Origin of the sequence: Pseudomonas sp. TMW 2.1634 (genome assembly GCF_001703595.1) — a bacterium.
In the GTDB taxonomy this organism is placed as follows: Bacteria; Pseudomonadota; Gammaproteobacteria; order Pseudomonadales; family Pseudomonadaceae; genus Aquipseudomonas; species Aquipseudomonas fragi.
Map to the genome: position 1 here is coordinate 4,950,797 of NZ_CP016849.1, position 16,971 is coordinate 4,967,767.

Annotated in this window: 16 protein-coding genes and 2 pseudogenes; 9 read left to right on the forward strand and 9 right to left on the reverse strand. The window is 54.9% G+C overall.

What is annotated here, in order from left to right; genetic code table 11:
* Nucleotides 1–37: 37 nt before the first annotated feature.
* Nucleotides 38–529: pseudogene (locus tag BFC21_RS23595) on the forward strand (replication initiator protein A); the annotation flags it as partial.
* A 654-nt stretch (nt 530–1,183) separates the two neighbouring features.
* Here BFC21_RS23595 and BFC21_RS23600 read toward each other — a convergent pair.
* The 4 genes from BFC21_RS23600 to BFC21_RS27885 form a co-directional block, all read right to left on the reverse strand.
* Nucleotides 1,184–1,498 (reverse strand): hypothetical protein, encoded by a 315-nt coding sequence (locus BFC21_RS23600; RefSeq protein WP_047282256.1) that lies wholly within the window; start codon nt 1,496–1,498, stop codon nt 1,184–1,186.
* Nucleotides 1,495–3,168: a P-type conjugative transfer protein TrbL gene (gene trbL / locus BFC21_RS23605; RefSeq protein WP_003443313.1), complete on the reverse strand. Its 1,674-nt coding sequence runs from the start codon at nt 3,166–3,168 to the stop codon at nt 1,495–1,497. Before trbL ends, BFC21_RS23600 begins: the two co-directional genes overlap by 4 nt.
* A gap of 195 nt (nt 3,169–3,363) precedes the next feature.
* Nucleotides 3,364–4,104 (reverse strand): P-type conjugative transfer protein TrbJ, encoded by a 741-nt coding sequence (trbJ, locus tag BFC21_RS23615; protein WP_003443308.1) that lies wholly within the window; start codon nt 4,102–4,104, stop codon nt 3,364–3,366.
* Complete coding sequence (locus tag BFC21_RS27885) at nt 4,101–4,334, reverse strand: TraK family protein (protein WP_003443306.1); 234 nt, start codon at nt 4,332–4,334, stop codon at nt 4,101–4,103. Before BFC21_RS27885 ends, trbJ begins: the two co-directional genes overlap by 4 nt.
* A 373-nt stretch (nt 4,335–4,707) precedes the next feature.
* On the opposite strand from BFC21_RS27885, the gene BFC21_RS23625 reads away from it, so the two are divergent.
* Both BFC21_RS23625 and BFC21_RS23630 read left to right on the forward strand, forming a co-directional pair.
* A complete protein-coding gene (locus tag BFC21_RS23625; protein WP_003443304.1) occupies nt 4,708–5,082 on the forward strand; it encodes a hypothetical protein in 375 nt (124 codons plus the stop codon).
* Nucleotides 5,083–5,183: 101 nt separating this feature from the next.
* Nucleotides 5,184–5,780, forward strand: a pseudogene (locus tag BFC21_RS23630) (restriction endonuclease); the annotation flags it as partial.
* A gap of 349 nt (nt 5,781–6,129) precedes the next feature.
* Here the strand turns inward: BFC21_RS23630 and BFC21_RS23635 are convergent.
* On the reverse strand, nt 6,130–7,005 hold the full coding sequence (locus tag BFC21_RS23635; RefSeq protein ID WP_003443297.1) for a LysR family transcriptional regulator: 876 nt from the start codon (nt 7,003–7,005) through the stop codon (nt 6,130–6,132).
* Between the two features lie 132 nt (nt 7,006–7,137).
* Between BFC21_RS23635 and lldD the strand changes: the two genes are divergently transcribed.
* Together lldD and BFC21_RS23645 are read left to right on the forward strand one after the other, a co-directional pair.
* A complete protein-coding gene (gene lldD, locus BFC21_RS23640; protein ID WP_003443295.1) occupies nt 7,138–8,277 on the forward strand; it encodes an FMN-dependent L-lactate dehydrogenase LldD in 1,140 nt (379 codons plus the stop codon).
* Between the two features lie 13 nt (nt 8,278–8,290).
* Complete coding sequence (locus BFC21_RS23645; protein ID WP_003443292.1) at nt 8,291–9,319, forward strand: FUSC family protein; 1,029 nt, start codon at nt 8,291–8,293, stop codon at nt 9,317–9,319.
* A gap of 507 nt (nt 9,320–9,826) precedes the next feature.
* Here the strand turns inward: BFC21_RS23645 and BFC21_RS23655 are convergent.
* The 3 genes from BFC21_RS23655 to BFC21_RS23665 are packed head-to-tail and all read right to left on the reverse strand — an operon-like array spanning nt 9,827 to nt 11,054.
* Nucleotides 9,827–10,369, reverse strand: coding sequence for a hypothetical protein (locus BFC21_RS23655; RefSeq protein WP_088379078.1), 543 nt, complete (start codon nt 10,367–10,369; stop codon nt 9,827–9,829).
* Nucleotides 10,370–10,394: 25 nt separating this feature from the next.
* Nucleotides 10,395–10,721 carry a hypothetical protein gene (locus tag BFC21_RS23660; protein WP_088379079.1) on the reverse strand — a complete coding sequence of 109 codons (327 nt, stop codon included), beginning with the start codon at nt 10,719–10,721 and terminating at the stop codon, nt 10,395–10,397.
* A gap of 24 nt (nt 10,722–10,745) precedes the next feature.
* A complete protein-coding gene (locus BFC21_RS23665; RefSeq protein ID WP_120266565.1) occupies nt 10,746–11,054 on the reverse strand; it encodes a hypothetical protein in 309 nt (102 codons plus the stop codon).
* A gap of 116 nt (nt 11,055–11,170) precedes the next feature.
* Between BFC21_RS23665 and BFC21_RS23670 the strand changes: the two genes are divergently transcribed.
* Together BFC21_RS23670 and BFC21_RS23675 are read left to right on the forward strand one after the other, a co-directional pair.
* Complete coding sequence (locus BFC21_RS23670; protein WP_095029221.1) at nt 11,171–11,728, forward strand: hypothetical protein; 558 nt, start codon at nt 11,171–11,173, stop codon at nt 11,726–11,728.
* Nucleotides 11,729–12,030: 302 nt separating this feature from the next.
* A complete protein-coding gene (locus BFC21_RS23675) occupies nt 12,031–12,687 on the forward strand; it encodes a trypsin-like peptidase domain-containing protein (protein WP_095004987.1) in 657 nt (218 codons plus the stop codon).
* A 61-nt stretch (nt 12,688–12,748) separates the two neighbouring features.
* Here the strand turns inward: BFC21_RS23675 and treR are convergent, their stop codons facing one another.
* Complete coding sequence (treR, locus tag BFC21_RS23680) at nt 12,749–13,453, reverse strand: trehalose operon repressor (protein WP_088379081.1); 705 nt, start codon at nt 13,451–13,453, stop codon at nt 12,749–12,751.
* A gap of 197 nt (nt 13,454–13,650) precedes the next feature.
* Between treR and treP the strand changes: the two genes are divergently transcribed.
* Nucleotides 13,651–15,093, forward strand: coding sequence for a PTS system trehalose-specific EIIBC component (gene treP / locus BFC21_RS23685; RefSeq protein WP_120266566.1), 1,443 nt, complete (start codon nt 13,651–13,653; stop codon nt 15,091–15,093).
* A gap of 102 nt (nt 15,094–15,195) precedes the next feature.
* Nucleotides 15,196–16,842, forward strand: coding sequence for an alpha,alpha-phosphotrehalase (gene treC, locus BFC21_RS23690; RefSeq protein ID WP_088379082.1), 1,647 nt, complete (start codon nt 15,196–15,198; stop codon nt 16,840–16,842).
* Nucleotides 16,843–16,971: the final 129 nt, after the last annotated feature.

Below are 16,971 nucleotides of genomic sequence, written 5' to 3' on the forward strand. Positions count from 1 at the left end.
GGCGTATTTCAGCACATTTGAAAACTTGTTCGGAGATTCCCTAGATCGCCTCAAAGGTACGACTATCAAAAGCGTGCGGGAAAGCTCCCCACGAAACGGTAAGCGCAGCATGCGGGAGGTAGAGTCCGAGGGATTGATTAGCCACTATCGCGTAATTTCGCGTACTGACACCGGCAAGGTGGCCAGTGTCGAGATTGAGGCACCTAACTGGATATATCGGGAAGTCACTTCGGGGGCAAAGCCGGACATTCTGACAGTGCACCCTGATTATTTCCTGATCGAATCGGGAATAGGGCGTTTTGTCTACCGATTGGCGCGCCGTGCCGCAGGTAAAGACGATGCAAAGTGGGCATTTAAAACTCTATATGCGCGTAGCGGCAGCACCGGGACGCTCAAAAAGTTCTCGGAGAACCTGCGCAAGGTCATCGCAACAGATGATTTACCCGAGTACGGCTTGGTGGAAGAAGTTGGCCTGAGTGGGCCGCAGCTTGTAATGATGCGTCGATCAGATAAGAAAATACTGAAATAAGGTCCCTAATAGACGGTACTCCAGAACACTAAAGGCCCGGAGATGGCCATTTTTCCGTTTGAATGTGTACTCCTGTGGATAGACCGTCTATTGGGGGCCATTCACCGTCCATTAGGGGCTGATCCACCGTCTATTAGGGGGCGCATCACCGTCTATCAGGGACTGCATATTGTTGTAAGTGATTGAAATCAATGGGTAATAAAACCGTTTTTCTTCCTAAATCTTTATTTAAATCTATTAAATCTCTTAAAGCCTATTTTGCTTTGGCAGTGTCCGTCCTCTAAGCACCTGCCCTCTCTGATATGAAAAAGCGTTCCCTACGCTCACAAACTGTTGCTTGAGATCGACTGCGGCCGTCGTAGCGCACATCCATATCATCGAACCAGATTCCGGCAGGTCTGCCACCAGACAGATCGTAGAGAGCAACGACGGACACCAAAAAGAGAGCATGTGAGCGATTTCAGGTAATTTGGCAGCCAAGCAGCCAGCACCGACTATTACGTAACACACTGGACGAGCTCTCGATCTATTCAGTGATTTCATTGGCAATGCAAGGGCGCACTTTCTGGCTCGGGCTTCGCACAAGATGGTCTAGAGAGTCTTGGTGGTGTGTAATAGACGGGAATAAAAAGCCCCGCAAAGCGGGGCATGTCATCAATGCTTGGATTCGTTGAGCCTCTGCTGTTCAGCAAGCAGGTCCAGCCGGATTTCGTCGAGGTGCTTGCGTTGACGTCTGGAACCAAAGAATGGCAACAGATGAAGATCGCCCAAGTCGGAAAATGTCTTTATCCCCACAGGTACCATCCCCAGTTGCACCTCCGCGTGTAGGCGGATGTAACGTCCGTCAAGCGTATCTAGTAAAGGGCCATGCCCTTTGGCTCGCAGAAGTCGTCCAAGCGCCCAGAAACCTACACCAAGAACGAAGAAGCTACCCAGCATGAAAAAGCCAAACAGAATGTCTGCAATCATGATTGTTCACCCGGTGATTGAGTCTTAGGCGACGGAGCCGCTTCTTTGGTGCCGCTTTCAGTTTCTGCAGCTGTGGCCAAGTCAGCTCCATGTATTACGTTTGCAGGCTCCCTTCCTTCTCCGTTGTCCACGTTGTCACCACCTGAGTTAGGAACAGCTTGTGGAGTACCGGCGCCCAGCGAAATTCCTGCGGTCCCCTCCATACCGGGCACAGACATAGCGGCCATGAGTCCAACTGCTCGGGTTGCGGCTGATGCCACGTTATGGGCAGACAACCCTCCACCATTGTCTTGCGCACCTCCTGCGTACTGCTGAGAGGCTTGCAAGGTCGATTGCAAACTACTGCCGCCCTGATCCTCTTGTGGATTCGTCTGCGGCTGCGCGGCGGCTTTGCCCTTGGAATCGTCGCCGTTGCCTAGCGCAGCTTTCGCCGCCTTTTTGGCTGCCTGCTGCACGCCTTGGCTTGGCTGCGTCAGTGGGCTGCCGCCGCTAGGGCCACTAGAGGCGCTACCGCCGATTTTAGCTCCGGCTGATTTAGCGGCAGAACTACCGCCAGTGCTGGACCCGAGGCCCGAGCTAATAGCGCCAGTGCTGGCTGTGCCACCACCACCGGCAAAGCTGGAGTTGATTGCGCTGGCCAGACCTCCGGTGCCAATACCCCCGGGCGCGGCCGCTACACTTGCGCCACTACCACTACCACTCGCACCGATTGCCCTGGCCGCTGCCGGAGCTAATGCGCCTGCCGTGGCAATGGTAGCCGCCGCGGCTGCTGCACCAGCTACACCAGCCGCGGCCATGCCGCCAATCGCACCGCCGCCACCCGAAGAAACGCCGCTAATCATGCCCGCGATCAGTTCGGGAATGGTCTTGGTCAGGTAGGCGCATACCAGCGATAACCCCACCAAGGTCATCAGAGAGGCTTCGTCATTGGTATAAGCAACCTGCCACTTCTTCGCGACAGTCAGAATCAAGCCGACTATCAACGTCACCATAAATAGCTTGGCACCCACGGAAACTGCGTAGCGAATAACAGCCATCGTGTATTCCCGTGTCCACTGCGATGCGCCGAAAGCCATGAATAGAACAGAGGCGTTGATAACGACATAAGCCTCGACCAATGTCACAAAAATGAATGCCGCGATGAAAGCAAAAGCCATCAGAACGAGGATGGCAGCCAAGGCAACGACGATACTCTGCGAAGGGTTGAAAACGCTCATTCCGGTCAGGATGGCACGAGAAAACTCGACCGCCGTCGCAAACATATCTCCTGGCATTAGCTCAGGGCTTGGCAAGCCTGCTGCATGTGCCCCAGCTTGTCGGAAACTGTTCACAACCGCGCTTGCCCACTCCGTTGAGTGATCGAGCAGTATCAGGAAAAAACCGATGACCATGATGAAGCGGATTAGCTCGCCAACTAGCTCGCCGAAGTCGACTTGTTTGAATACCATCGGGAAGAATGTCCACACAAACTGGATGAGTGCCAGACTCCAAAATAGGTTCACCGCATAGCCATGAAGGCGAGGGGCCCATTCGTTAGAAGCCTCAAGAATCATGTCCAGCAAGCCCTGCATTGAGGTGTCGCTTTGGGCTAGATCGACTCCTGCAGCTGCACTCCCTGCAAGCAGCATTAGAAATAGTCCGCTGCAGCCAGCAATCATAGGTACGCGCATGTCAGTACCCCTTGGCGCCACCGCGACTGTTCGGGCGCTCATTGAATTGTTTGTCGGCGGCATGAGACTGGTTGATCTTTTCGGTAACCACTATGCGGTCATTAGAGATGGAACATATGATGCCGACCAGAGCTGCCCCTCCAAGTCCAGATGCTACACACAGCACAATAAGAAGCCATTTAGAGAACTTCATAGTCAGTACCCCTTCGCGCCGCCGCGAGTATTTGGGCGCTTGTTGAATTGCTCGGAGGCGGCGTCGCCGACCGACTGACGCGCGGTTTCTTGGGCTATGTAATTGCCCTGCAGGGTAATTTGAGTCGCCACCAAGTCGCGCAGTTTCTGAAGCTGCTGCACGTTTGAAGCGGCAATCTCGTTCCCAGCTTGGATGGCCTGCATCCGACCCGATGATGACTGCGAACGGTTCACCAGTTGTTCCAAGTGTGCATCTTCCGTCTCAAATGTGCTGGTATTCATGCCTGCTGCCTGCATAGCTCTTTTTGCGTTATCAAAGCCTTGCGCCGACCATTTTTCGTAGCGATCCGGCATTACGTCAGTCGCCTTACTGCTCGACTGGAGAAATTTCTGCAAATACGCCTCATACCCGGGAAACTGCGTATTGAATTGCGAATCGAGATTCGCCACATTGCGGCCTAATGACTGCGCCCTGTTGTAGATGCTTGTTACACGCTGCATGTCTTGGGTGATCCGGCCAAACATGCTGTTTGGCAACGGAGTCCCCTGCGTGACCATATTGTTGTATTGCTGAACTTGTGTCGAAAGCTGCTCTGCAGTGTTCAACGCCGTATTGACTGCTTCTGCGTACTCGAACATCTGTTGATAGAATGTAGAGCAGTTTGTGCAGTAGATAGCAAAGGCGTTCTGCCATGTAAAAAGCAAAGTAAAAACTGTTATTAATAATCTCCATCCATTTATCATTTTTGTCTCCAATGCGAGCCTGTCATGATAAATGAACGCGATTGCTTGCAATAGCGAGCGACGTAACGTGTGAACTGCACATATCCAAAGCTAAATCGATCAGCGTATTCGGTGTAGAGCCGAGTAAGGGGGTGGCCGAGCAGTATTTTCGTTTCTAACTCCTTCCTGATCGAGAAGAACTCAGCACGGCCAGCTCTTCTTTTGATAGGCTTTAGACTATTACTTTGCATCGACTTTCTCCGTTTGTTCCTATTGGTTTTAGCACGGATAAAAGCCTAGGGAAACATACAATAACTGCGCAGCTAAAATTAATGAAATTTAGCGTGATTGTATGCAGCTCAAGGAAGTTTAAGGCAACTCTAGGCAATTCAATGCGACTGTATGCGATTTAGCGAAATTCAAAGCGATTGATGAGTTTTTAGTTTTAAATCGCATTAAATCGCTTACAACAGTATGGCAAGATGTGTGTTGTACGGGTACGGGCAAGCCCGAACCCATCCAACACCGCCCCTTATTCGCCTGCGGCTCAACGGTATCTTGCTCTGCGAGGCCCGCCGCCGCTGCCTCGTCTAAGAGCGAAAAGCAACAACAGGAGCAGAAGCAATGACAGAGGACACCAAAGGAAAAGCCCAGCCTCGACGGCGCGGAAAGCCGATAGAGGTGTGGGTTACAGATGAGGAAAAGGCGACCATCACTGAGCGTGCCGAAGAGGCTGGTATGTCCCGCTCCGGTTACCTCCGAGCATTGGGTCTGAATACACCCATTCGCTCGGTCGTCGATCTGAAAGCGGTGGCTGATCTTTGCAGAATTAACGGCGACTTGGGGCGGGTTGCCGGTTTGTTGAAGCTGTGGCTTTTGGAGAAAAACGGGCAGGGAGCAAGCTCGGTCGAGATCGAGCGGATGATGGTCGAGTTTCGAGAGCTGCAGGCGGGTGTTCGGGAAAAGATGAGCGCTGTCGTTTTTGTTAGAAAAGCGTAGGGCTTGACGCCGAAACTCTTTGGATTGTGCAATCCAATTCAGTGCTGACAGTTGCTAGAATTGCGCATTTTTCCCGTTAGCCGCTTTGAAAGGAAATGCACATGTCGGCTCTTGCTGCGCTTTTGGATTCTTATCGTTCTGCCTCTGTCACCGAGCGCGAGAAGGGCACCTACTTTGAGGAACTGATCTGCGTTTACTTGCGCAATGAAGCGACCTACCGCGATCTGTACGATCAAGTATGGACGTATGCCGACTGGGCCAAGGAGCAGGGCTTGAGTGGTAAGGATGCAGGCATTGATCTTGTGGCTCGTACCCAGGGCACCGGCGAGTATCACGCCATCCAGTGCAAGCTGTTCGCCGAGGACTACAAAGTCCAGAAGAAGGACATCGACAGTTTCTTCACCGCCTCGGGCAAAGCGCCGTTCTCGCACCGCATCATCGTTACCACCACCAACAACTGGAGCGAGCACGCCGAGGATGCCTTGCAGGGCCAACAGCCTCCGGTCAGCAAGATCGATCTGCAAGCCTTGGAAGACAGCCAGATTGACTGGGCCAAGTACCAGTCCAGCAAAGCGGTCGCACTCAAATCCAAGAAGCAACTGCGTGAGCACCAGCAGACAGCATTAAATGCTGTATCTGCGAATGCGCAAGTAGTACTGCCTCCATCACAGTCCGGTATTTTACGCACTGGAACAGGCCTCTAGTGATATCGGGGACCGAAGAGATTGAGAGGGGGTTGTGTGCTACGAAATCCTTTAATTTCTTATGGTGCTCGCTTTCACCTCCTCCGGCGATTTGACAAGCCAACTCAAGAGCGTGCGAGAAATCGGTTTCGGTCAGTTCAAGGTCTAAAGTTTTTAGGACCTTGTCCCATTGTGGAAACGTAAAAACGTGATTGAGTTCGGCTTTGACAATTACCTGCTTCTGATGGCGGGGCAGAGTAGCGAACTCTTCTTCCTTAACTAAAAACCACCCGACCCCTTCACCAGGTAGGCCGGTGTTTTTATTGACTACCAGCGCTTGGATATCCGAGCAAAAGCCATTGCACTATCTCAGCTCTTTGGCCAGATCTAACCAAGCCATTGCAGCCGGAGGCAAATGCGCACCGGCACGCCAAGCGAGTGCAATATTCCAATCCGTGTGTGGCTCTTCAAGAGGTACTAGAGCGATGCCCGCATGTTTATGTTTTTGCGCAAGCATTCGCGGTAAAAATGCCACCCCTAAACCTGCAGCTACCAGGTCGGCGATGAAATCAATCTGCCCGCTGCGGGCCGTCACCCGGGGCACAATCCCTCTTCGATCACAAGCGGCCATAATTAATGCGTTAAGCGCAAACCCCTCATCAAAGAGGATGAATGGCGAATCCGCCAGATCACTGAAGTTCATTCGCTTGCGTCGCGAAAGCGAATGGGCGCTAGGCAGCACAACCACTAAAGGCTCGTTGCGCACTTCCTGATAAGCGAAAGTTTCATCGATCGGAATCAGTAGTGCTGCCAAGTCCACCTCTCCGGCCTCCAGGCACTCACACAGTTTCTTACTACCGTGCTCTATCAGTTCTATATTCACCATCGGATAGCGGCTGCGATAAGTAGCAAACATCTCAGCGAACAATACCCCGGAGCCTACAGGCGGCAAGCCGATCCGCAGCGTACCGCCCTTCAGGTCGCGCAGTTCATTGATCTCTGCGATCAGATCGTTCCGATCTGCGAGTAATACCAGTGCGCGCCGATAGGCAATCTCACCTGCGGCCGTCAACTCGCTTTTATGGCCGATACGGTTCAGCAGTGGCGTACCTAGCTCATCCTCGAGCGTCCTGACTGCCTTGCTGACTGAGGACTGAGTCAAAGACACAACCTCCGCAGCTTGGGAGAAACCTCCCTGGCGCACCACTTCTACAAACACCCGCAGCGTTCTGAGATTCATGTGTATTCCAATAGCGACTCAATTCGAGTAGAAAAAGTTGTTTTTATCATACTCAACAATCCCTTATCGTGAAATTCACTCAGCAACGTCCTACGTCGCTGAAATTTTCTAGAGACCTAGGAGTTGTAGATAATGATTATTTCATCGGCATCCGACTATCGCGAAGCCGCGAGACGCAAATTGCCGCGATTTCTGTTCGACTACATCGACGGCGGCGCCTATGCCGAACACACAATGCGTGCCAATAGCGCTGACCTCGCCAGCATCAGCTTGCGTCAACGCATCTTGAGAAATGTTGACAGTTTGAGTCTCAAGACGACGCTCTTTGGAAAGGAACAGAGTCTGCCGATCATCCTCAGCCCCGTCGGACTGACCGGTATGTATGCCCGTCGTGGTGAAGTACAAGCGGCCAAGGCTGCGGCCACGAAAGGCATTCCCTTTTGCCTGTCCACAGTATCGGTCTGCTCGATTGAAGAGGTTAGTTCCCAGAGTTCGCAATCGATCTGGTTTCAACTCTATGTGCTCAAGGATCGCGGATTTATGCGTAATGCCCTAGAGCGTGCTCAAGCAGCCGGCGTTACCACGCTGGTGTTCACCGTAGACATGCCGACGCCAGGCGCTCGTTACCGTGATGCCCACTCGGGCATGTCTGGGCCACTCGCAGCTTCACGGCGCATCCTGCAAGCCACCACTAGGCCGGATTGGGCGTTTAATGTCGGTATCCTCGGTCGTCCGCATGATTTGGGCAACATCTCCAAGTACCTGGGCAAAGCCACCACCCTGGAAGATTATGTTGGCTGGTTAGGCAATAACTTCGACCCCTCTATCAGCTGGAAGGACCTGGAATGGATCCGCGAGTTTTGGAAGGGCCCGATGATTATCAAGGGCATCCTTGATCCACAGGACGCCAAGGACGCAGTAAGTTTCGGCGCTGATGGCATCGTGGTCTCCAACCACGGCGGTCGCCAATTGGACGGTGTGCTGTCCACCGCTAGGGCTTTGCCTCCCATCGCCGAAGTAGTGGGTGATGACCTGACGGTGCTGGTGGACTCTGGCATTCGTTCCGGGCTGGATGTTGTGCGCATGCTCGCCTTAGGCGCCAAGGCATGCCTGCTGGGGCGCTCGACGGTTTACGCTCTGGCCGCCGACGGACAGCACGGGGTAGAGAATATGCTGGATATCTTCTCGCAAGAAATGCGCGTGGCAATGACGCTCACTGGTGTTACCTCGATTGACAAGATCGATCGAACCGCATTGGTTCCAGTTGAGTAATGAAGGTTCGATCATGTCGCAATCACTGACCGTTAAGATGTTGGAAGCGGTACGCAATGTACCGATTGGCTACGTAGTGTGTGGTGGTGTTGTCTGTACTGTGCCGGCGCTCCTCGCGGCTCGCTTACACAACCCCTTGTTCTGTTGGTCAGCGATTGCCGCATTCTGGAGCTATCTGTCGATTCCGAGCGATAAGTCCCCAAAGGGTTGTATCTTCGGCCTGGTTTTCGGCATCACCGGCGCCGTGGCGTCAGGGCTAGGTGCTTGGACGATGGTATGGCCGCAACTGGCTATAGCACTGTCGGCCCTCTTTGCGTTTGCTGGCGCTTACGCCCAGGTTTGCGGCGCGCGCATTAGCATTCCCGCTTTGCTGACAGCGACGGCATTTGCGGTATCCACTGCATTCCCGGCAAAGGACTTTGCCCAGGGATTTGCTTATGCACGTTACTTTCTATATGGCAGCCTATGGGCTACAGGCTCCGCATTGCTGTTCCAATGGTGTCAGTACGACCAGCCTGATGCTGCAAAGCGGCCAGTTTTATGGTCGGCACTCAGAACAAATTTCACACCGAAATCTAACTTCTTTCTGCATGGGCTTCGCGTTGCGCTGTCGGGAGCACTGTCAGTTTGGTTGGTTCAATTGTGGTCGTTGCATTACGGATACTGGATGACCCTTACGGTGTTTCTGATCATGCAGCCCTACATGCATTCAACGTTGAGGATGTCTCTGGAGCGAGTCGGCGGCACCTTCTTAGGGGGAGCCATTGCTGCCGTTCTTGGTTACGCAATCCATGATCCGTTTTTGTTGGCTGCACTGATACTGCCTGTTTCTATTGGCACCCTGGCAGGGCGCTCTGTGAGCCACATCAGCTATTTGATGTTCCTCACTCCACATTTCATACTGGTCGCGCAGGTTGGCCAGTCAGGAGGATCGGAGCTGGATTTGGTATTTCTACGAATGCTCTACAGCACCGGTGGTGCACTTTTAGCGATCATCGCTTCGCTTGTGATTTTTCCTCGCTGGCAAACGGCTGAGCCGTAGAGGACTAGGGGAGTGTTTCCTAGACCGCCGGTTTGAAAGCCCCTTCCCGTGCAGCCAACCAGTAACACCGCGCAAAAACTCAGTAATAGGCTCCGCGTGAACATGGCGTTCTTCCTCATGGTTTGACTCGGATGTTTGTAGGCCCTGATCGTGCCGTAGTCACGTGCGCCCTATCAAAGAGCGCTATACCCCCTCTACAGGTGCTTGTCATGCGATGAGAGGCGGGAGGGCTGAGCATCTAGAGCGTCGTTCGGGAATGGTTCTTTTCATGGTATGCCTTTTGTTTTGTTTGATAGTTATCTGCTTTTAAAGGTTTTATTGCGCTTGTTGATAATAGAGTGGGAATAATCGGGCGTCCGGCATAGTCCGGTACCCGTGAGCAAGAACACCCTGAAGCCCGCTTAATTGCGGGCTTTTGGCTTTTTGGGCTTGGCAAATCCTGGCAGCTTTGGGCATTGCCAGGCACTGTGTTTAGGTGGCTTGGTATGGAGCCGCGCTGATTTCGGGCTAGAAGTTATCCATCGCGTTACACATCGACACCTTGCCATCAGGCTTCGGCTCGACAGCTACCCATTGCTTGCCGTCAGCTGAAAGCTCATCCAACAGGAATGAACAGTCTGCCGACATGGATGCCTGCACCTGGTAATCCACCCCGGGCCGAGGCACGAAGGTCATAGTTTTGGCACACTGCCGGGCATATTGCAGGCGCCCCAGGTAATGGAACGCGATCGGCTTGTTCGCCGGCACTACCAGCTCTGATGAGACCGCGCCTGCCAACGAATAGATTGGTCCGGGAATGCCGAGGTTTTCGCCGTTATGGTCGGGGAAGCCGGATTTCGCCGATGCCATTACCCCCGCACCGGGCACATTCCAGTCCAGGCAATCACGCCCCGGCACGGCGCGCACCAGGCCGTCGGTGAGCAGGCGAATACGGGCGGTCTCGCCGCTCTGCGGGGGGATATAGCCGGTGGACAGCGAACGCACGTTTGCCACTTGGCCGCAGCCGTTGAGCGCCAGCAGAACGGCGGGAATTACAGTGAACAGTCTCATCAGGCAATCGACTCGCAGGGGCAGGTTAAGGCTGGCGGCAGTTCTGGCTGACTGACAGATGCGGTGCAGGTTCATAGGACACGCGCTGCAAACCATCGCCGTCCTGGAACAGGAAGTACTTGGTGCGACAGTCCTTGAACATTGCCGAGTAACCCTCGGCCCGGAAGCCTTGACCATCCACCTGTTTGGTCACGGTATTGTTGCGGCTGACCACCTCAAGCACCTTTTGATAGCTGTCCCCCATGTTGACCCCGGGTTCGCCGGTGATGGCGGCCGAGGAGGCGCAACCACCCAGTGCTGTTGCCGCCAGGGCCAATGCGGCACCATACAGTCCGTTGCGTAGATTGTTCATTCCCTGTTTTCCTTTGGTAATGGGTTACCGGCGGCCTTCACACACCGGTGATTCGCCGACACGGCCTTGCTTGCACAGATCCATATTGTCCTTGCGCTTGAAGCCTGCATCTTTCATGCAATAGAAGTGCTTCAATTCCGCGTCGATTGAGCCGTTGCCTATGCCCGCGACATTGGGGTACCCGCACGCGAGCATGGCACTCTTGACACCCTCGACCGAGACCCCGCTCTTTTGCCAATTGGTGAAGTCCGGTGGGGGCGGTTGAAAGCCCCTTCCCGTGCAGCCTACCAGTAACACAGCGCAAAAACTCAGCAACAGACCCTTCGTGCTCACGGCGTTCTTCCTTGGGTTTTGACGCGGGTAGAGTGTGATGCGCCGACATCGTATAGGGAACTTTCATTCAACAAATGGTTCCATACGGTCCTGCTCTTAGACTGTTCAAGGATCGAATGAAAACTTATCTGGCAGTTCCGTTAGCAATCACACTCGCCCTTGTGATGACCGGTTGCAGTAGCCGTAAGGCGGGTGATCTCACTTCAACGCCGGTCGTGCCACTGGTCATGAATGACCATCAAGCCAGCTTGACCTTCCGTACCATCGGCGGGGAGGGTGATCACCCTGTCAGTTACATGTACGGGTATTCTGACGGTCGAATGGATGACGCGGGTGATCGTGTTTATGACACTGCTTACTTCAAACGCATACCGGCCTATCTGAAGAGAATTGGCGGTGGCACTGACAGCATCAGCAAGCTGGTCGATGCAGACAAAGTGGTGCACGTGGAAGGCACGGTCAAGGCCAAGCAGTTCACCTTCAACGGTATTCCAATGCCTACGCCGTTCGACAAGGAGCAGCCTGTTGCGCAGCAATTCACGCCACAAGCCAAGAAGAATTACGTGGTTGAAACCGTGATCGCCGACACTTGGGTCATGAACGTGTATGAAGTCAGCGCAACCGGTGAGCGCAAAACCGTTGGCGTTCAAAAAAATAATGGCGTCGCAAACTGACTCAGCAAAAAAGAGCATGAGTCCGGTTTGATGTGAAAAAGGCGATCAACCTTTGGTGTTGATCGCCTTTTTTGTGGCCGGTGTTCGAAATTATCAAATTTTCGACGCCAATTATTTGAACGTCGCTATTGCTCGAAAAGCAATTGAGCTTAGTTCGATTGATTCATACGCGTTATTAAAACCTCATCCATAAATAATACAGGCTTCAACCAAAACAATTGGTTAGGCGTGCTGTTTTTGCTGAAGTCAAAATACTGACAATAAAAGCCAGTTGCATCCTCCCTATAAGTCGGTGATTTATCATGATCAAGATCATGGCCTACTTGTTAATAGGAGTTGTCACTGCAGGATGCAACGGATTCGTGAAGCCAGACATGTCGGCGTCTGTTAATGACTCGTACTTTGCTGTCTTTTCGGGCTTCCCCATACCGTTCATGTATATGGCCTCGGCCGTGCAATGGAATGAAGATTACGCCGTCACCACAGGGCATACGCCGTTTATTCCCAATGTGGCCTACCGTTGCAGCACCCACTGCGATCTGGTCTTTATCAAGCACAAAGCCAACGGCCACTCGCCGGCATGGCGTGCATCGCGCGTGGGCGAGAGCATCACGGCGGTGGGTGTGAGCCCTTACCTTGTGACCACCACGGGTAAAGGTCGGGTGTACCAAACGCCTTTTCGCAACACTGAAGAACACAGTGGCGACCTGTATGCCATCCATGATGCGCCGCTGGTCAAGGGCATGTCGGGTGGGCCGGTGATCGCCAGTGACGGTTGCGTGGTGGGGATCAATGCCGGTTTCTATTCCACCAGCCTGAACAGTGCGATTACCTTGCCTGAGTTGAAGGGCGCGCCGAGGGTGAGCATCTTTATTCCGTACTCGATCATTGTGCGGGAGTGGAGGATGTTGCAGGCTCAGCTTGATGGGGGGCGTGGTTCGAAGTTTGCAGCCAAGTAAAAAAGCCCCTCACCCCGGCCCTCTCCCTGTGGGAGAGGGCCGGGGTGAGGGCGCTTTCGCTTCAGCGCCGCGCCACATCCGAAAAGTAGAACTTGTCCAGCGTATGCCGCGACTCGGTGTACTCGAACTGGCGCCCATCCTGCAAGAACGTCTGGTTACTCACCACGATCACATGGCTCTGACCCTCGAGGTCCAGGTGCTGCTGGTCGTCCTTGCTGCGCGGCACCGCTTCGATGGTGCGCTGGGCATAGCTGATCTGCAGGTTGAGGGTCTGCTCGATATAGGCATAGATCGAGTGCTCGGCAATGGCCTGATCCAGCCCCGGGATCAGGTCGCTGACAAAATGGTTGATGTCCAGAATCACGCGCTTGCCATCAATATGGCGTACCCGCTTGATCCGGGTGATCAGGCTGCCCGCTTCAACATCGAACTTCTCGCACAGCGCTCCTTCGAGCGGGAACCGGGTGAACTCCACTACCTCGGTACTGACGTTGCCGCCCAGGCGCGGGTAGGTCTCCTGAAAACTGACAATGCCGCCCAACTGGAACTCGATCGGGCTGGATGACAATACAAAGGTGCCCTTGCCGTGGATTTTCTGGGCAAAGCCACGCTCCTGCAGTTGTTCGATGGCCTTGCGCACCGTGCCGCGGCTGGCCCCGTAGCTGGCCATCAACTCGGTTTCGGACGGCAGGCGGGCACCACGGGCCAGGCGTTCAGTGGTAATGCTGGCAAGCAGATCGGTGTAGATCTGATTGTATTTGGTCATGACGAAGGCTCTATGCCGATTGGGCTCGGGGCCCGGAACCTTAAGGGCTGGAGGGAAGGCAGCGCAAGCCCGCGGAAGAAAAATCACCAACTCGTCTGTACCAGTTGTTGCTTTAACTCGTACAGACGAGTATTTTTTTGCTTCGGCGGTGCTGCCACAGCGACGCTCCATAATAAAAATTCAAGCGGAGACCACGCATGAGCCACGACTACTCCCAGATCGCCAGCGAGCTGTTGCACAGCCTTGGTGGTGCCGCCAACATTGAGCAGGCCGCACATTGCGTGACGCGTTTGCGCCTGGCGCTCAAAGACCCGAGCCTGGTGGACAGCGCCAGCCTTAACCAGATCGATCTGGTCAAAGGCTCCTTCTTTACCGGCGGCCTGTACCAGGTGGTGATCGGCCCCGGTGAAGTCGAAAAGGTCTACGCTGCCCTGCGCAAGCAGACCGGCCTGGCCGCCGCCACCATCGCCGACGTCAAGCAGCAGGGCGCCGACAAGGCCAACGCCATGCAGCGTCTGGTGCGCGTGTTCTCCGATGTGTTTATGCCCATCCTGCCGGCCCTGATCATTGCCGGCCTGCTGATGGGCGTGAACAACCTGCTCGGCGCCAAGGGCATGTTTATCGACGGCAAAACCCTGCTCGATGCCTATCCGCAACTGGACGGGGTATGGAGCCTGATCAACCTGATGGCCAACACCTCTTTCGTATTCCTGCCCGCATTGGTGGGCTGGTCGGCGGCCAAGCGCTTTGGTGGCAGCGAAATCCTCGGCATCGTCCTGGGCCTGATGCTGGTTCACCCCGACCTGCTCAATGCCTGGAACTACGGCAAGGCCGTGGCCGGGCTGGAGGGCCAGAGCCTGCCGTACTTCAATATCCTCGGCCTGTTCCAGATCGAGAAAGTGGGCTACCAGGGGCAGATTCTGCCGATCCTGTTGGCCGCCTATGTGATGAGCGTGATCGAAAAATGGCTGCGGGCGCGGGTGCCCAATGCCATTCAACTGCTGGTGGTGCCCATCACCACCATCGTCATTACCGGCGTGCTGGCGCTGGCGATCATCGGCCCGGTGACCCGTCACCTCGGCATCCTGATCACCGAAGGCGTGGTCATGCTGTTTGACGTGGCCCCGGTGCTTGGCGGGATGATTTTCGGCTTGCTGTATGCCCCCCTGGTGATCACCGGCATGCACCACATGTTTCTTGCCGTGGACCTGCAACTGATTGCCAACCACGGCGGCACCTTTATCTGGCCAATGATTGTCATGTCCAACCTGGCCCAGGGCAGCGCGGCGCTCGGCGTGTTCTACATGAGCCGCAATGTGCGTGAGCGCAGCATGGCTTCGACCTCTGCGGTATCGGCGTATTTCGGCATCACGGAACCTGCGATGTTCGGGATCAACCTGCGCTACAAGTTTCCGTTCTACGCGGCGCTGGTCGGTTCGGCGCTGGGCAGCATTTTTCTGTCGTTGAACAAGGTGCTGGCCTCGGCCATCGGGGTTGGCGGCCTGCCCGGCTTTATCTCGATCATTCCGCAATACATCCCGATGTTTGTGATCGGCATGCTGATGGCCATTGTCGTGCCATTTGTCCTGACCTGTGCCCTGAGCCTGAAAATCATTCGTCCCGGTTATCGCGTCGTTTAAACCCCTATCCCGTAGTCGCTGCCGAAGGCTGCGAGCTGTCGAGCATTTACCGGCTCGCAGCCTTCGGCAGCGACTACAGAGCCCATTGAGCAGGATTCTTTCATGCAAGACTGGCAGCGCTCGGTGATCTATCAGATCTACCCAAAAAGTTTTTACAGCCACGCGGGCAACGCCACCGGTGACTTGCTCGGGGTGGTCGACAAGCTCGACTACCTGCAATGGCTGGGTGTGGACTACCTGTGGCTGACGCCGTTTTTACGCTCGCCCCAGCGCGACAACGGCTATGACATCAGCGATTACTACGCCATCGACCCGAGCTACGGCAGCATGGCCGATTGCGAGTTGCTGATCCGCGAAGCCGGTGCCCGCGGCCTCAAGCTGATGCTCGATATCGTGGTCAACCACACCTCCATCGAGCACGAATGGTTCCAGCAGGCGCGCAGCAGCCTCGACAACCCGTACCGCGACTTCTATATCTGGCGCGACCAGCCAAACAACTGGGAATCCAAGTTCGGCGGCTCGGCCTGGGAATACGAGGCGCAAACCGGCCAGTACTACCTGCACCTGTTTGACCACACCCAGGCCGACCTCAACTGGGACAACCCCAAGGTGCGCGCCGAGGTCTACAAACTGATGTGTTTTTGGCGGGACAAGGGCGTGGGCGGTTTCCGCCTGGACGTGATCAACCTGATCTCCAAGCCGGCGCACTTCCCCCAGGATGACAGCGACGGCCGTCGCTTCTACACCGACGGCCCCAACGTGCATGAGTACTTGCAGGAGATGCACCGCGAAGTGTTTGCCGGCCACGATCTGGTCAGCGTCGGCGAGATGTCGTCCACCAGCCTTGAGCACTGCATCCGTTATTCGCGGCCCGACAGCGAGGAGCTGTCGATGACCTTCAACTTCCATCACCTGAAGGTCGATTACCCGAACATGCAAAAGTGGCTGCGGGCTGATTTCGACTTCCTGCAGCTCAAGGGCATCCTGTCACACTGGCAAACCGGCATGCAGGCGGGTGGCGGCTGGAATGCGCTGTTCTGGTGTAACCACGACCAGCCCCGCGTGGTCTCGCGTTTTGGTGATGACGGCGAACATCGCGTGGTCTCGGCCAAGATGCTCGCCACCGCGCTGCACTTTCTGCAAGGCACGCCCTATGTCTACCAGGGCGAAGAAATCGGCATGACCAACCCGGGGTTCGAACATATCGAGCAGTACCGCGATGTCGAAACCCTGAATATCTATCGACTCAAGCGTGAAGCCGGTGTGCCTCACGACGAGTGCATGGCTGCGATCAAGCAAAAGTCGCGGGACAACGGCCGCACGCCGATGCAATGGGCCCCTCAGCTCAACGCTGGTTTCAGCAGCGCCGAGCCGTGGCTTGGCATCCCTGCCAACGCGGCGTTTATCAACGTTGAAGACCAGCGCAATGACCCGGCTTCGGTGCTGCATCACTACCGTCACTTGATCGCCTTGCGTCGCGCAGAGCCGTTGCTGCAACACGGTGAATACCGTCTGTTGTTGCCCGAGCACAAGCAGGTGTGGGTCTATGTGCGTGAGGGCGATGGCGAGCGTCTGCTGGTGATCAACAACTTCTACGGCACGCCCTGCGACTTCGAATTGCCGCAAGGGGTGATTGATGCGGACATGAGCCAGCGGCGGCTGATCAGCAACTACGACGATTGCCCGGTGCGCAGCAACAGGATCTCGCTGCGGCCGTATGAGTCTTTCGTGCTGCACCTGAACACCTGAAGCTGGATTCCTCTGTGGGAGCGGGCTTGCTCGCGATTCAGGCAACTCGACAGGCCTGAACCAACACGGTGTGACCATCGCGGGCAAGCCCGCTCCCACAGATATATGGCTGTAATCACATAACAATAA

Excerpts from the sequence above, each read along its gene's own strand:
- BFC21_RS23670 (WP_095029221.1), top strand. The coding sequence starts at position 11,171 with ATGAAAACTTATCTGGCAGTTCCGTTAGCAATCACACTCGCCCTTGTG.
- BFC21_RS23635 (WP_003443297.1), bottom strand. The coding sequence starts at position 7,005 with ATGAATCTCAGAACGCTGCGGGTGTTTGTAGAAGTGGTGCGCCAGGGA.
- BFC21_RS23645 (WP_003443292.1), top strand. The coding sequence starts at position 8,291 with ATGTCGCAATCACTGACCGTTAAGATGTTGGAAGCGGTACGCAATGTA.
- treC (WP_088379082.1), top strand. The coding sequence starts at position 15,196 with ATGCAAGACTGGCAGCGCTCGGTGATCTATCAGATCTACCCAAAAAGT.
- BFC21_RS23675 (WP_095004987.1), top strand. The coding sequence starts at position 12,031 with ATGATCAAGATCATGGCCTACTTGTTAATAGGAGTTGTCACTGCAGGA.
- BFC21_RS23625 (WP_003443304.1), top strand. The coding sequence starts at position 4,708 with ATGACAGAGGACACCAAAGGAAAAGCCCAGCCTCGACGGCGCGGAAAG.
- BFC21_RS23600 (WP_047282256.1), bottom strand. The coding sequence starts at position 1,498 with ATGATTGCAGACATTCTGTTTGGCTTTTTCATGCTGGGTAGCTTCTTC.
- BFC21_RS23655 (WP_088379078.1), bottom strand. The coding sequence starts at position 10,369 with ATGAGACTGTTCACTGTAATTCCCGCCGTTCTGCTGGCGCTCAACGGC.
- trbL (WP_003443313.1), bottom strand. The coding sequence starts at position 3,168 with ATGCGCGTACCTATGATTGCTGGCTGCAGCGGACTATTTCTAATGCTG.
- BFC21_RS23660 (WP_088379079.1), bottom strand. The coding sequence starts at position 10,721 with ATGAACAATCTACGCAACGGACTGTATGGTGCCGCATTGGCCCTGGCG.
- treR (WP_088379081.1), bottom strand. The coding sequence starts at position 13,453 with ATGACCAAATACAATCAGATCTACACCGATCTGCTTGCCAGCATTACC.
- treP (WP_120266566.1), top strand. The coding sequence starts at position 13,651 with ATGAGCCACGACTACTCCCAGATCGCCAGCGAGCTGTTGCACAGCCTT.
- lldD (WP_003443295.1), top strand. The coding sequence starts at position 7,138 with ATGATTATTTCATCGGCATCCGACTATCGCGAAGCCGCGAGACGCAAA.
- BFC21_RS27885 (WP_003443306.1), bottom strand. The coding sequence starts at position 4,334 with ATGCAAAGTAATAGTCTAAAGCCTATCAAAAGAAGAGCTGGCCGTGCT.
- trbJ (WP_003443308.1), bottom strand. The coding sequence starts at position 4,104 with ATGATAAATGGATGGAGATTATTAATAACAGTTTTTACTTTGCTTTTT.